This is a genomic window from Polynucleobacter sp. UB-Tiil-W10, assembly GCF_018881605.1.
Classification (GTDB): Bacteria; Pseudomonadota; Gammaproteobacteria; order Burkholderiales; family Burkholderiaceae; genus Polynucleobacter.
The window spans coordinates 1,614,030-1,629,019 of sequence record NZ_JACVPZ010000001.1; the positions used below are offsets into that span (position 1 = coordinate 1,614,030).

Genomic DNA, 14,990 nt, shown 5'->3' on the forward strand with positions numbered 1-14,990 from the left:
TTATCATTATGTGGAAAATTGCTTGTTTACACCCATATACCTTCCTAGAATGTTGCCTATAGAGTTAATGACAAATTAAGTACTATTTAATGGAGACAAAAGATGGCAGCAGTTCCAGACCAAATACTAGGTAAACAGAATGCCCAGGACGCTGATCCGGGGGAGACTCAAGAATGGTTGCAGGCGCTCGATGGTGTTATTCGCAACGAGGGCCCCGAGAGAGCTGCCTATCTGATTGATCAACAAATTTCTCATGCGCGTGTAAACGGAGTAGTGCAGCCTTTCCATGCGGAGACGCCTTACATCAATACTATTCCCGTTGAAAACCAAGCGCGTTTACCTGGTGATCAAAACGTAGAGCATCGCATTCGTTCTTACACTCGCTGGAATGCGATGGCGATGGTTCTGCGCGCCAACAAAGATACGAACGTTGGCGGACACATTTCTTCATTCCAGTCAGCGGCTACTTTGTATGACGTTGGCTTTAACCATTTCTGGCATGCGCCGTCTCCTGAGCATGGCGGGGATCTTATATTTGTGCAGGGTCACTCAGCGCCAGGTGTCTACGCACGTGCTTATATGCTGGGTCGCCTCGAAGAAGGACAACTCAATAACTTCCGCCAAGAAGTAGGCGGCAAAGGTATCTCCAGTTATCCACACCCTTGGTTGATGCCTGACTTCTGGCAGTTCCCAACAGTATCGATGGGCTTAGGCCCCATCATGGCGATTTATCAAGCGCGTTTTATGAAGTACCTCACAGATCGTGGATTTATTCAGGAGCAGAGTCGTAAAGTTTGGGCCTTCTTGGGTGACGGCGAAACCGACGAGCCAGAATCATTGGGTGCGATTGGTATGGCTGGTCGTGAAAAACTCGATAACCTCATTTTTGTTATTAACTGTAACTTGCAGCGCTTAGATGGACCAGTGCGCGGTAACGGAAAAATTATTCAAGAACTTGAAGGTGAGTTCCGTGGCGCCGGTTGGAATGTGATCAAGGTCGTTTGGGGCGGTCAGTGGGATGCATTATTTGCGCGCGATAAGAAGGGCATCTTGATGCAACGCCTGGGCGAGATCGTCGATGGTCAGTACCAGACTATGAAGTCTAAGAATGGCGCCTATGTTCGCGAGATCGTCTTTAATACACCAGAGTTAAAAGCTCTTGTGAATGACTGGAGTGATGATGAGATCTGGCAACTCAACCGTGGTGGACATGACCCTCATAAAGTCTTTGCAGCCTTCCATGCTGCTGTGAATACCAAAGATCAACCAACTGTCATCTTGGCCCACACCATTAAGGGTTACGGCATGGGCGGCTCTGGTGAGGCAATGAATATTGCTCACCAAGCGAAGAAGATGAACGATGACGACGTTCGTCGCTTCCGTGATCGCTTTGAGATCCCAGTAAAGGATGAGCAATTAGACGAAATGCCTTTGGTGAAGTTTGCTGAAGGTAGTCCTGAGTTGGAATACATGAAGGCGCGTCGTCAAGAGTTAGGTGGCTATCTGCCTCAGCGTCGCATGAAGGCAGAAAGTTTGCCTGTGCCCGCCTTAGACGTTTTTGCCCCATTGCTCGAAGCGACGTCAGAAGGTCGTGAGATCTCTACCACTATGGCATTTGTGCGCATGCTTAATACAGTAGTGCGCGATAAGGTCCTCGGTAAGCGCGTGGTTCCGATTGTTCCGGATGAGTCGCGAACTTTTGGCATGGAAGGCATGTTCCGCCAATTGGGTATTTGGAATCAATTGGGTCAGCTTTACACACCAGAAGATCACGATCAATTGATGTTCTATAAAGAGGATAAGACCGGTCAAATTCTGCAAGAGGGAATTAACGAAGCGGGCGGTATGTGCGACTGGATCGCAGCAGCGACTTCATACTCTACGCACGGTGTGCCGATGTTGCCTTTCTATATCTTCTACTCCATGTTTGGTTTCCAGCGTATAGGTGACTTAGCTTGGGCGGCAGGGGATATGCGTAGCCGCGGTTTCTTGCTGGGTGGTACTGCTGGTAGGACTACTTTGAACGGCGAAGGCTTGCAACATGAAGATGGCCATAGTCATCTGTGGAGTGGTGCAGTTCCAAACTGCATCAGCTATGACCCAACCTTCTCATTTGAATTAGCAGTTGTGATTCAGGATGGTATGCGTCGCATGTTGGAAGTGCAGGAAGACGTTTACTACTACGTCACCTTGATGAATGAAAACTATTCGCATCCAGCAATGCCTAAGGGTGCGGCGCAAGACATCATTAAGGGTATGTATAAGCTCAAGTCAGTTGGTGACGATAAAGCAAAGTTGCGCGTACAACTCTTGGGTTCAGGAACCATCTTCCGCGAAGTGATTGAGGCGGCAGAAATTCTCCATAAAGACTGGGGTATTGCTTCAGACTTATGGGGTTGCCCAAGTTTTACAGAACTTGGCCGTGATTGGACTGCGGTACACCGTAGCAATCTCTTAAATCCGACTGCCGCACCCGCTTTATCTCATGTAGAGAATTGTCTTAAAGATACTGTCGGCCCTGTGATTGCGGCAACTGACTATGTCCGCTTGTTTGCTGAGCAGATTCGTCCAGCCATTCAGCATATGGGTCGCCGTTATGAAGTCTTGGGTACTGATGGCTTTGGTCGTTCCGATACCCGCGAAAAACTCCGTGACTTCTTTGAGGTGGATCGTCGTTGGGTAGTTCTGACTGCCCTGAGGTCATTGGTTGATTCTGGCCAGCTTGATCGCTCTAAGCTGGCAGAGGCGATTAAGAAATATGACATCGACACTACTAAACCAAACCCAATGACGGTTTGATAAGAGATAAATACTATGAGTCAAATAATTGAAATCAAAGTCCCAGATATCGGCGACTATAAAGATGTGCCAGTGATCGAAGTCTTGGTTAAGGCTGGTGACAAAGTTGAGAAAGAGCAATCGATCGTTGTGCTTGAGTCTGACAAAGCCACGATGGATGTTCCATCATCACACTCTGGCATTGTGAAAGAAGTGAAAGTGAAAGTTGGTGACAGCCTTTCTGAGGGATCCCTAGTGATTACCTTGGAAGAGGACGCGACAACTTCAGCTCCGGCGCCAGTAGCAACGCCAGCAGCTAGCGCGCCTGTTCAAGCTCCCGCAGCCGCTAGTGCCAGTGGCGCTAGTAGTACTCCTATTGAAATCAAAGTCCCAGATATCGGCGACTATAAAGATGTGCCAGTGATCGAAGTCTTGGTTAAGGCTGGTGACAAAGTTGAGAAAGAGCAATCGATTGTTGTGCTTGAGTCTGATAAAGCCACGATGGATGTTCCATCATCACACTCTGGCATTGTGAAAGAAGTGAAAGTGAAAGTTGGTGACAGCCTTTCCGAGGGATCAGTCGTTCTGGTCTTGGAAGGCGGGGCATCTGGTGCTACATCAGCTCCTGCAGCCGCTACTGCGGCAGCGCCAGTAGCTCCAGTGACTAAGGCAGTTGAACCGCCAATTGCACGTGCACCAGCACCTCCTCCTATCAGCAATACACCTCCGCCAGCAGATGCCGCCGTAAGTCATGCCAGTCCATCTGTGCGTAAGTTTGCACGTGAGCTTGGTGTCACCATTACTCAGGTCAAAGGATCTGGTCCTAAAGCTCGAATTACTCAAGAAGATGTGCAGGCATTTGTGAAGGCCGCAATGAGTGGTGGTGCCGGTAGTCCTGTAGCAGCTTCAAGTGGCGGTAGTTTAGGCGGTTTAAATCTGATTCCTTGGCCGAAGGTGGATTTCACGAAGTTTGGTGAGATTGAGCGTCAGCCACTCAACCGAATTAAGAAACTCACAGCAGCGAATTTGGGCCGTAACTGGGTAATGATCCCAGCTGTGACTTATCACGAAGATGCTGACATTACCGATTTAGAAGCATTCCGCGTTCTCACTAATAAAGAGAATGAGAAGAAGGGTGTCAAGATCACGATGCTCGCTTTCTTAATGAAAGCTGCAGTTGCTGCATTGAAAAAATATCCAGAGTTCAATAGCTCTTTGGATGGCGATGATCTGATTCTGAAGAAATACTTCAATATCGGTTTTGCGGCAGATACGCCTACTGGATTAGTTGTGCCAGTAATTAAAGATGCGGATAAGAAAGGCATCTTTGAATTAGCAAAAGAGACTTCAGACTTAGCTGCTCTTGCACGTGATGGCAAATTAAAGCCAGACCAAATGCAAGGTGCTAGTTTTACGATCTCATCACTTGGCGGTATCGGAGGTACGTATTTCTCACCAATTGTGAATGCTCCAGAAGTAGCCATTATGGGTGTGAGCAAAGCAGCAATGAAACCGGTTTGGGACGGCAAGCAATTTATACCGCGTCTCATTTGCCCATTGTCTTTATCTGCAGACCATCGTGTGATTGATGGTGCCTTAGCTACGCGTTTCAACGTTTACGTAGCTCAGCTCTTGGCCGACTTCCGTCGCGCCAGTCTGTAAGGGGGATCTATGGCTAAGCAAATGATCCTTGTTCCGGATATTGGTGATTATTCAGATATACCAGTAATTGAAGTGCTGGTTAAAGTTGGTGATGTGATTGAAAAAGAACAGCCACTACTAGTTCTAGAGTCTGACAAAGCAACTATGGAAGTGCCAGCAGATGCCGCTGGTACTGTCACTAGTATTGCAGTCAAGCTAGGCGATAAGGTGAGTAAAGGTTCTGTGATTGCAGAGATTGAAGCCAGTAGCGCAGCGCCTGCTGTTGCTCCTGCCCCAGCAGCATCTTCACCAGCCCCCGCTCCAGCTCCAGCCGCACTCGCGCCTGCGCCAGTAGCAGGGCAGTACAGCGGTAAAGTCGATCATGAGTGTGAAGTGTTGGTACTTGGTGCTGGCCCCGGCGGCTATAGCGCAGCATTTCGTAGTGCCGACTTGGGTATGAACACAGTTTTAGTAGAGCGCTACCCAACCTTGGGTGGTGTTTGCTTAAACGTCGGCTGCATTCCATCAAAGGCATTGCTGCATACAACCTCAGTCATGGACGAAGTCAAAACGATGGCTAAGCATGGCATCACTTTTGGCGCACCCAAGATTGAGATTGATCAATTGCGCGGTTATAAAGAATCCGTTATCGCTAAGCTAACTGGCGGACTTGCTGGCATGGCAAAAGCACGCAAAGTAAAAGTGGTGCGTGGTCTAGGTAAGTTCTTGGATGCAAACCATGTCGAAGTAGAGTTAACCGATGGCGCTGGTCAGGATCTCACTGGCAAAAAAGAAGTAGTGCGCTTTCAGAAGGCGATTATTGCCGCTGGTAGTCAGCCTGTGAAATTGCCTTTCTTGCCAGAAGATCAGCGCATTATAGATAGTACCGGCGCCTTATTACTCACGAGTATTCCTAAACGCATGCTCGTCATTGGCGGCGGCATTATTGGTTTAGAGATGGCTACTGTTTACAGTACGCTTGGTTCACGCATTGATATTGCTGAAATGATGGATGGCTTAATGGCCGGCGCCGATCGTGATTTAGAGAAGGTCTGGGAGAAGTTCAATGCCGGACGTTTTGAAAAAATCATGCTGAAGACCCGCGCAGCCAAAGCTGAAGTAAAGCCTGATGGAATTCAAGTGAGCTTTGAGGGTGAAAACGCACCAGCAGAACCGCAAACCTATGACTTGGTATTGGTTGCTGTAGGGCGCACGCCTAATGGCAAGAAGATCGATGCCGGTAAAGCAGGAGTTCAGGTTGATGAACGCGGCTTTATTCCTGTTGATAAACAAATGCGCACCAACGTGCCTAATATTTTTGCGATTGGCGACTTGGTTGGTCAGCCAATGTTGGCACACAAGGCGGTGCATGAGGGTCACGTTGCTGCCGAAGCTGCTGCTGGCGAAAAGTCCTACTTTGATGCGAAGCAAATTCCATCGGTTGCCTACACCGACCCAGAAGTGGCTTGGGCTGGTTTGACAGAAGAGCAGTGCAAAGCTCAAGGTATTGCTTATGAGAAGGGTCTATTCCCATGGGCTGCTAGTGGACGCGCGATTGCCAATGGACGCGATGAAGGTTTCACCAAGTTGATATTTGATGCTACGACTCATCGCATTATTGGTGGTGGCATTGTAGGCACACACGCCGGTGATTTAATTGGTGAAGTGTGTTTGGCAATCGAGATGGGTGCTGATGCAGTAGATATCGGTAAGACCATTCATCCGCACCCAACGCTGGGTGAGTCTGTGGGTCTCGCTGCTGAGGCAGCTCATGGTCATTGCACTGACTTGCCACCTGTCAAAAAGAAATCTTAAGTAGCACCTAATCTACAAAAGAAAAAGCCCCGAGCAATCGGGGCTTTTGCATTCAAGGGAGTTCCCTGAGATATCTATTAGCTTACTTCTTCTTAGCGGATTTGCTTGCTGTATCGGCAGCCTTCATGACTGTTTCAGTTGCGCTGTTCAGGTTTGTTTGTGCAACCTCTACTGCATGCTTCACTGCCTTTTGGCTAGTCTCAAATACATTATTCGCAGAAGCAATGGCTTGTTTCATAGCCTGAACTGCAGCGTCAGATCCGGCTGGTGCATTCTTCGTCCACTCTTCTACTAAAGAGTTGATTTTCTTTTGGCCGGCTTGAAATTCTTTTTCGGCGGACTCTGTGAAACTGTTTTGTGTCTCATGCGCTAATTCATACAAATGACGGCTATAGGCCATAATTTTTTCGGCCATTGGCTGAACTGCTTCTGCTTGATGGGCGAGTAATTGCTGAATGTCTTTAACCTCAAGGGCTTTCTTGGCGCTATTCATGCTATCCCCCAAGCTTTGCTTAGCGATATGCATATTGAGTTCAACTAATTTTTCAATACTTTGCAACGCTTGATTGGTTAATCCACTCAAGGTCTCTAAGTTTGCTTTTTGAGCTGCTGCAATTTGTTCTGGAGTTAAGTTCATGTCTATCTCTTTCCGTTTGACTGGTTTCTTTATTCTGACTTTAGGCTTTTGCTTAATGTACTCTCTTTGCACCATTGTATTGCATATATGTTGCGTTGCAGCATTAATTCCACGGACTAGACCCACGAAGTGCATTCCTGAAAAGAGCCTAAAATTAGGACCTCAGTAAAAAATCTCAATATTTTCAGTAAGTTACCTATGAAGCTTTCGCTAGACAATGCTATAGCCCCAATTTTTGTACTCATTTGGAGTACTGGGTTTGTAATCGCTCGTCTGGCAATGCCTTACGTAGAGCCGGCTACATTCTTGTTTTGGCGCTTTGCAGGGGTTCTAGCAGCCATGGCAGCCCTCAGCCTAGTGTGGAGAATCACATGGCCTAGCTGGTCTCAAATCAAGCATATTGCGGTTGCAGGCATCTTGCTGCAGTTTGGTTATTTGCTGGGAGTTTGGTTCGCTGTCAGATTGGGAATGACAGCCGGGCTGGTCGCCATCATTGTTGGTTTGCAGCCAATTGTGACGGCATGGTTTGCCGCTTGGATTTCAGAGAAAGTGTCGCCACGTCAATGGATAGGTCTGGGCTTCGGGTTTGCAGGCGTGGCTTTGGTGGTTGCGGAAAAGATTGGTTTTGCACACATCCCTATGTTTAGTTACATATTGGCATTTATTGCGCTTTTCTCAATTACATTTGGCACGCTTTATCAAAAGAAGTTCTGCCCAGTATTTGATCTGCGTGCAGGATCATCCATTCAGTTTGGTGTATCAGCTGTGCTGTGCTTCATCTGCATGTATTTGTTTGAGTCAGGAGAGATGGTTTGGAATCTCCCTGTCATCGGCGCCTTGCTATGGGCCATCTTCCCCTTGTCGATTGGATCGATTAGCTTGCTATTTATGATGATTCGCAAAGGGGCCGCAACTAAAGTCACTAGCTTTCTCTATTTAGTGCCACCGACAACCGCTGCAATGGCCTGGCTGTTATTTGATGAGCCATTCACATTACTAATGGCAGTAGGCTTGTGTTTGACGATGACGGGCGTAGTGTTGGTAAATGCTCGTCAGACCAATACAGTGGCGACAATTGCCGAGTAGGGTTTTTATTTAGAGGGATGAATTGTCTAAATTGGGGCGAATAAAACTGCCTTAGCTTGGGAAATTAATTATCATTCCGTATGTTGAAAGTTTTGGAAGGTATTTTCGGATGCGTTTGAATCGATTTTGGGCCGTTGCCTTGTGGACCCTTTTTGCTGTTGGCACCTTAGTAAACGTACCAGCTACTGCTGCCAATAAAGATAAGCAGGCCGCCAAAACTACGAATAAAGTCGTTGTTAAGACAAGCACGAAGACGGCAAAGAAACCCAAAACAGTTCGCACAACAGTAACGCGCTCAACAGAACCTGTCATTCCTGCAAGACCATCTCTTGCCACGGCCTTGGGTTTGCGAGGTCAACATGACGAACTGAGTTTGAAATCTAGTGTGGCGATGGTTGTAAACCAAGATACCAAAGAAGTGTATTTTGAAAAGAACCCTTCAGTCAGTTTGCCAATCGCCTCCATTACAAAATTAATGACCGCTATGGTGGTCTTAGATTCCAAGTTACCTCTAGATGAAACATTGGTCATTAATGCAGATGATGTGTATATCTATCGCACTTCACGTCTAGCTGGCGGTACGGTTTTAACGCGTGAAGAAGCTTTGCTATTGGCTTTGATGTCCTCTGAGAACCGCGCTGCGTATACCTTGGGAAGAAATTATCCAGGCGGCATCCCAGCATTTGTAGATGCTATGAACCGCAAAGCAAAAGAGTTGGGCATGGAGCACTCTCATTTTGCAGATCCAACAGGACTCTTAAGTGAGAATGTTGCCTCTGCAGAAGATCTCACCCGGATGCTGAATGCTGCGTATCAATACAAAATGATTCGTGAGTTTTCTACTTGGCCAGATTTAACGATGGTGATTGCAAAGCGTCCTCAGAAATTCTTGAACACTAATCGTTTAGTGCGCTCTGGAGATATGAATATTGGTCTGCAGAAAACAGGTTTTATTAATGCTGCTGGTAAATGCTTAGTAATGCAAGCGCGGGTGAATAACACACCATTGCTATTGGTCTTCTTGGATTCCGTTGGAACGCAATCACGCTTTGCTGATGCTGTTCGTGTCCGCGATTGGTATGAGCGCATGCCTTCTGGTGCGCAGCCGATTCGTCGCTTGATGTAACTGATTAACTGAATTAAGTTAATCAGTTAGATTACTGAACCTGGCTCTGCAGACTTAGGCTTAAAGCCCATTCCCTTGGATATCTGTAGGGCAGTTTCTTGTAGGGCGCGTAGCCAATCCGCCTGAATACGATCAGTTGGTGCGCTCAGAGACAGACCGGCAACCAATTTTCCAGTGTCGTCCAAAATGGCGGCGGCCAAACAACTCACACCCAGTTCTAGTTCTTCATCATCACGAGCATTACCTACCTTACGCACATGATTAAGCTCAGTTTCGAGTTTGCTCAGGTCTGTAATGCTATTACGAGTGTGGCCCGATAAACCAGTGCGAGTGACATAAGCACGAACTTGTCCTGGATCATCGCTAGCTAAAAACAGTTTGCCAACAGAGGTGAGGTGTAGTGGGGCGCGACCACCAATCGCGCGGACAACCTGCATACCAGAACGCTCGCTATATGCACGATCAATGTAGACAATTTCATCGCCTTGGCGAACGGACAAATTGACGGTTTCACCGGTGAGCTTGTGGAGAGTGCGCATCGGTAGTTGAGCTGCTTCGCGCACAGATAAGCGCGCTTTAACTAAGTTACCTAACTCTAAAAGCTTCAGACCAAGCCGATAGGTTCCACCATCGCCACGCTCAACCAAGCGGCAGGCAACCATGTCATTCAGAATACGGTGAGCTGTTGAGGGGTGAAGACCAGTGGTTTCTGCTAGATTCTTCAGGCTACTCGACTCTTCTTGCTCGGCAAGAGCATCGAGCAAATTCATCATGCGCTCCACTACTTGGATGGCAGTCTTGCCAACTTCCCCGGTAGATTTGCGAGTTTTCACAGTTTTGCTGATGTTCATAGGCCTCATTGTAGCGATTTCAGATGAAATTGCATATTATGAAATCCTATTTTATAAAGCTAATGTTGCATCTTTCCCCTTTTCAGCGGAAAAATTAGGGTGCCAGACTTGTCTTAAGGCTGCTTAGGGTTGCCTTAGGGCAGTAGCGCACTCATTCACAAGGTCTGGCCCCCGATAGATTAATCCGCTGTAGAGTTGAACGAGACTGGCGCCAGCCATGATCTTTTCGCGGGCGTCTGCGCCCGATAGGATGCCGCCAACACCAATGATTGGAATCTGATTTCCTAATCTGGCTTTCAAAGCTTTGATCACAACATTCGAAGCATTGCGCACTGGAGCACCTGAAAGACCGCCGGCCTCTGCGCAATACTCCATTCCTTGCACTGCATCTCGAGAGATCGTTGTATTGGTTGCAATGACTGCATCAACGCCAAACTCTATGAGGAGATCGGCAATCAGGTTGATATCGCCATGATCTAAGTCTGGTGCAATCTTCAAAAAGAGTGGCTTGCGAACGCCATAGCGATCGCTTAAACGCTTTCTGGCCTCATCTAGGCTACCCAATAATTCGCGGAGCATTTCTTCGCCATGTAGGTCGCGCAGATTTTGCGTATTTGGAGAGGAGATATTGACAGTAATGTAAGTAGCAATTTCATAGACTGCTTCCATTGCTAGAACATAATCGCGTGAGGCTTCTCCTATTGGGGTGCTGGCATTTTTTCCGATATTCAAACCCAGTACACCACCGCTTTGCCAGAATTTGGAGCGACGGACTCTGGCAACACAGGCTTCAACACCATCATTATTAAAGCCCATGCGATTGATGATGGCCTGAGCTTCTGGTAAGCGAAACATGCGGGGCTTAGGATTTCCTGGTTGCGGACGGGGAGTCACCGTGCCAATTTCCAAAAATCCAAATCCTAATGCAGCAAGGGCATCGATATGTTTCCCGTCTTTATCCATCCCTGCGGCCAATCCAACTGGATTTGGAAATTCAATGCCACAGAGTATTTGTGGATCGTTAATCGGTTTAGTGACAAGACGTTCCAACAGTCCCCAGCGCTCTGCGCGATCCATATTGCTAAGGGTGAGGTTGTGTGCTTTTTCGGGGTCTATGCAAAAAAGCCAAGGGCGTAGAAGGGAGTAACGATCAATCATGGGTAGATATTATGACTCAGACAGCGTTTGCCAATGGTCGTCAATCAAACCTTCCATCGGCTGAAATTTCACCTTGTACGACATCTTGTCGCTCTCTTTAATGTAGTAGCCAAGATAAAGATAAGGCAGGCCTAATACGCGAGCTTGTTCAAGTTGCCACAGAATGCTAAAGCTGCCATAGCTCGCAGATGGGCTGGACGTGTCATAAAAGGTATAAACCGAGGAGATCCCTTGTTCCAAAATATCGATCATGCTCACCATGCGTAATCGACCGGGATGCGAATCGTGCGGACCATCCCGAAACTCGACAATGCGTGAGTTCACCCGACTTTGTAATAAAAACTGCATGTACTGATCTTGATCATCGCTATCCATATCGCCACCTGCATGACGCTCAGTTTGATAGCGTTGATAAAGTTGGTAATGCTCTTCTTGATAGCCAAGATTGAGAACAGAGGCCTCAAGGCCAGCATGTTTTTTATGGGCGCGGCGTTGACTGCGAGTAGGCTCAAACTGATTCACCAAGATACGCGTTGCAACACAGGCTTTACATTCATCACAGTAAGGCCTATAGGTATACAAACCACTGCGGCGAAATCCGGCATTGAGTAAGTCGTTATATACATCTGCATGAATGAGGTGAGAGGGGGTGGCTACTTGAGACCGAGCCGTCCTATTGGGTAAGTAGCTACAAGCGTATGGAGCAGTTGCATAGAACTGCAGTGTGGTCAGGGGAAGTTCTTTAAGCTGAGTCATAGCCAGTGATGCAAGATTGCTTTGTCAAAAGTCCAGGATTGCTCAATCTTAGTTTGATTTACGGAAGTTTGCAGTTGCTCTAAAAAGAGTTGTCGAGACATGGGCGCTGCGCCCAGGGAGAGCAGGTGTGCTGTCTCTTGTTGGCAGTCGATCATGTAGATATCGTTTCTCAGACACCATGCGCTGAGGGCAGCTAAAGCAATTTTGGAGGCATTGGTCTTGCGACTAAACATGGATTCTCCAAACACCATGCCCCCGAAGGATACGCAATAGAGGCCGCCAGTGAGTTGACCATCTTCTATTACAGCAATGCTATGGGCGTTTCCCTGTTCATGAAGCGTGGTATAGGCGTCAATAATTTCGTGGGTAATCCAGGTGCCGTCTTGATCTTTGCGGGTGCTGGTGGCGCACGAGCGTATGACTGCGCCAAAATCCTCATCCACCACTATCTGCGATTGGATATTTTGACAAAAGGCGCGAATGATTTTCCGTAAGGAGTCGCTGCATTTAAATTCGCTAGGCTTTAATACCATCCTAGGGTCAGGAGACCACCAGAGGATAGGTTGATTATCCGAGTACCAAGGAAAGATACCTTGTTGATAGGCGCGAGCCAGTTGCCCTGGATAGATGTGTTCACTGACCGCGATGAGTCCCGGCACGCTGGGGTCGGGATCTGCCTCTATGAGGGGATTGGGAAAAGGATCTTGAGGCCCTAACCAAGCAATCTGACTCATGACGACTCTTTAAATTCTCTCAGACGGCAAGACATCACGACTACGGACATAAAACTCTTTTCCCGAATCTAAAAGGCCTGCAGCGCGATCTGCAAAAAACCATTCGAGTGTTTGCTTGACGGTAGGGAAGGCCAAATCATCCCAAGGAATTTCATGTTCATGAAATAAGGCGACTTCTAAGCTCTCTTCGCCAGCATAAAAATCCGGCGTAGTCATTTTGGCTAAGTAAAACAGGTGAACCTGTTCGGCATGCAGTACATTGAGCAATGAATAGAGTGGGCCAATCTCCACAACTGCACCCGCTTCCTCAAGTGTCTCACGGGCAGCACCATGACTGGTGCTTTCGCCTAGCTCCATAAAGCCAGCAGGTAAGGTCCAAAAACCATGGCGAGGCTCAATCGATCTTCGGCATAAAAGAATCTGCTCGCCATATACCGGAATACTGCCCACTACATTGCGAGGATTTTGATAATGAATGCTGCCACAGGCTTCGCATACATGACGTTCGCGAGAATCATCCGCCGGAATTTTGATTGTTAAGACAGAGGCGCAGTTAGGGCAATACTTCATACTGACTTTCTAAAAGTGGGCTTTGACGGCGCCACGCAGGGCATTGCTAAGGATAATCTCATCTGCCATTGAAACATCTTTAATAGTCAGGTTAGCTTCGCGGGCATTCATGGATGGGTCAGCAAGAAGGGCTGCACGCATTACGCCGGGCAGATGACCTGCCGAAACGGGAGGGGTGAGCCACTCAGAACTGCCTTGAGGTTTGATAAAAATGCTAGTCCTGCCACCCTCAGTGACAAAGCCTTGTTCATTTACAAATAGAGCGTCAAATCCACCTAGCTTCACAGCCTCGTGCCAAGCTTGATCGTAAAGAGTGCGATCGCTAATTTTGTGACGTAATAACGCATCCCCAGAAAACATGGTGACATCCATGGGCAGAATATCCTTAGCCCAGAAAATTTTCACGGGATCGTTTGAGTGGTGAATAACCGCAGTTACAACAGAAAGCTCACCATGGGGTGCTAGATCAAGTCTTAATCGATAGGACAGGTTTTTATCCAGAGGTGCGCAGGCGCTTATAACTAAATTCTTAGCAGCCTCTAGATTGAAAGCAATTCTGAGGGAGAGAGCGGAGGTTTGCATCCGATGCAGGTGAGCCTGCAATCGTAGCGCCTCACCCTTGGAGATCGCTATGGTTTCAAACAAGCCTGTAGCACTCGGTAGATCCATGAGAAATGCTGCTTTAATGCCGCATTCTTGCCACTCTTGGCTGGGATTGGAATCATTGGTAATACCAGCACCAATTCCGAGGGTGAAATGAGAAGCGTGAGATTGAAGATCTTGGTGTATTTCAACAGTTCGAATAGGAACGCTAAAGGTAAAATTGCCATTGGGGTCAAGCCATCCTAGGGCGCCACAGTAGTAGCCACGATCTTCAGGTTCCAGTTCTTGAATAATTTCCATGCTGCGTTTTTTAGGTGCGCCTGTAACAGAGCCACATGGAAAAACGGCTTTGACAATATCAAACAAAGCGGTTTCGGGTTTGATCTGACCTTGCACAGTGGAGGTCATTTGCAAAACATCACCATGTCTTGCTACTTCAAATAAATTGGGAACGGTTACCGTGCTCGGCAAGCAAATACGACTGAAATCATTGCGCAATAGATCAACAATCATGACATTCTCAGCTTGATTCTTTGGATCATTGGATAGGGTGCTTGCAATTGCTGATAGGGCGCTCGCAGTACCTTTCATTGGCATGGCTTTTAAAGTATCGCCATCGCGCGCGATAAAGAGCTCCGGTGATTGCGATAGCAAAAAGTTACCTTCATGCTCTATAAAAGCACCAAATCGTCCTGGCTGGCGATCTCTTAAGCGACTATATAGCGAGATTGGAGCACCATAAGTCTTACCTTTGATGCGATAGGTGTGATTAATCTGATAGCTATCACCACTGCGAATATATTCCTGAATTGCCCTGATATCGTTAGAGAATTGCTCCTCATTCAAGGACTCCTGCACATCCATGACGCCAGCATTTTTTTGGGAGCGATCCAGCCAAGCTAATTTTTGGTTAATCCAGTAATCAACATCGTGTTTCGAGAGCTTTTTGAAGTCCAAAAAAGACCAAGCCTCGATGAGTGGGTGGGGGCTATCTGAGTGATTGATGCGTTGAGGCAGTTGATGAATCTGTCTGCCCAATTCGTAAGCGAAAGCAGAAACGACAAATTGACCACAGGCCAGAGCGGCAGATATTTCCTCTAGGCAAGTTTGTGTAGCGAATAAATCTTGTGCGCTATCACCACTTGGTAAGACACGCCAATAATGGACTACGTTTTCGTATAGGCGACTAGTAGGCGAGGCCGCGGTACTTTGCGCATCGTCGAGCAAAATCATCG

The 14,990-nt window shown here is 47.4% G+C and carries 12 protein-coding genes; 5 read left to right on the forward strand and 7 right to left on the reverse strand.

What is annotated here, in order from left to right; translation table 11 throughout:
- Positions 1-102: 102 nt before the first annotated feature.
- From aceE to lpdA, 3 genes are read left to right on the forward strand one after another with little or no spacing between them, the layout of a single operon-like run.
- Positions 103-2,799, forward strand: coding sequence for a pyruvate dehydrogenase (acetyl-transferring), homodimeric type (gene aceE, locus ICN33_RS08260; RefSeq protein ID WP_216196129.1), 2,697 nt, complete (start codon positions 103-105; stop codon positions 2,797-2,799).
- A gap of 15 nt (positions 2,800-2,814) precedes the next feature.
- Positions 2,815-4,440, forward strand: coding sequence for a dihydrolipoyllysine-residue acetyltransferase (gene aceF / locus ICN33_RS08265; protein ID WP_216196130.1), 1,626 nt, complete (start codon positions 2,815-2,817; stop codon positions 4,438-4,440).
- Between the two features lie 9 nt (positions 4,441-4,449).
- Positions 4,450-6,234 carry a dihydrolipoyl dehydrogenase gene (gene lpdA, locus ICN33_RS08270; RefSeq protein WP_216196132.1) on the forward strand — a complete coding sequence of 595 codons (1,785 nt, stop codon included), beginning with the start codon at positions 4,450-4,452 and terminating at the stop codon, positions 6,232-6,234.
- An 82-nt stretch (positions 6,235-6,316) separates the two neighbouring features.
- On the opposite strand, the gene ICN33_RS08275 is transcribed toward lpdA, so the two are convergent.
- Complete coding sequence (locus ICN33_RS08275; protein WP_216196134.1) at positions 6,317-6,871, reverse strand: phasin family protein; 555 nt, start codon at positions 6,869-6,871, stop codon at positions 6,317-6,319.
- A 198-nt stretch (positions 6,872-7,069) separates the two neighbouring features.
- On the opposite strand from ICN33_RS08275, the gene ICN33_RS08280 reads away from it, so the two are divergent.
- Both ICN33_RS08280 and ICN33_RS08285 read left to right on the forward strand, forming a co-directional pair.
- Positions 7,070-7,957 carry a DMT family transporter gene (locus tag ICN33_RS08280; protein WP_216196136.1) on the forward strand — a complete coding sequence of 296 codons (888 nt, stop codon included), beginning with the start codon at positions 7,070-7,072 and terminating at the stop codon, positions 7,955-7,957.
- A gap of 109 nt (positions 7,958-8,066) precedes the next feature.
- Positions 8,067-9,083 (forward strand): serine hydrolase, encoded by a 1,017-nt coding sequence (locus ICN33_RS08285; protein WP_216196138.1) that lies wholly within the window; start codon positions 8,067-8,069, stop codon positions 9,081-9,083.
- A 26-nt stretch (positions 9,084-9,109) separates the two neighbouring features.
- Here ICN33_RS08285 and ICN33_RS08290 read toward each other — a convergent pair whose 3' ends face one another.
- The 6 genes from ICN33_RS08290 to ICN33_RS08315 all read right to left on the reverse strand — a co-directional run bounded on the left by ICN33_RS08290 (position 9,110) and on the right by ICN33_RS08315 (position 14,988).
- Positions 9,110-9,943 (reverse strand): IclR family transcriptional regulator, encoded by an 834-nt coding sequence (locus tag ICN33_RS08290; protein WP_216196139.1) that lies wholly within the window; start codon positions 9,941-9,943, stop codon positions 9,110-9,112.
- 114 nt (positions 9,944-10,057) lie between these two features.
- Positions 10,058-11,092: a quinone-dependent dihydroorotate dehydrogenase gene (locus ICN33_RS08295; RefSeq protein ID WP_216196140.1), complete on the reverse strand. Its 1,035-nt coding sequence runs from the start codon at positions 11,090-11,092 to the stop codon at positions 10,058-10,060.
- A 9-nt stretch (positions 11,093-11,101) separates the two neighbouring features.
- Positions 11,102-11,848, reverse strand: a complete 747-nt coding sequence (locus ICN33_RS08300) for an arginyltransferase (RefSeq protein ID WP_216196141.1) — start codon at positions 11,846-11,848, stop codon at positions 11,102-11,104.
- Entirely contained in the window at positions 11,845-12,582 is a 738-nt protein-coding gene (gene aat, locus ICN33_RS08305; protein WP_216196142.1) for a leucyl/phenylalanyl-tRNA--protein transferase, read from the reverse strand. Before aat ends, ICN33_RS08300 begins: the two co-directional genes overlap by 4 nt.
- Positions 12,583-12,591: 9 nt before the next feature.
- Positions 12,592-13,152 carry an NUDIX hydrolase gene (locus ICN33_RS08310; RefSeq protein WP_216196143.1) on the reverse strand — a complete coding sequence of 187 codons (561 nt, stop codon included), beginning with the start codon at positions 13,150-13,152 and terminating at the stop codon, positions 12,592-12,594.
- A gap of 9 nt (positions 13,153-13,161) precedes the next feature.
- Positions 13,162-14,988 carry a bifunctional anthranilate synthase component I family protein/class IV aminotransferase gene (locus tag ICN33_RS08315; protein WP_216196144.1) on the reverse strand — a complete coding sequence of 609 codons (1,827 nt, stop codon included), beginning with the start codon at positions 14,986-14,988 and terminating at the stop codon, positions 13,162-13,164.
- Positions 14,989-14,990: the final 2 nt, after the last annotated feature.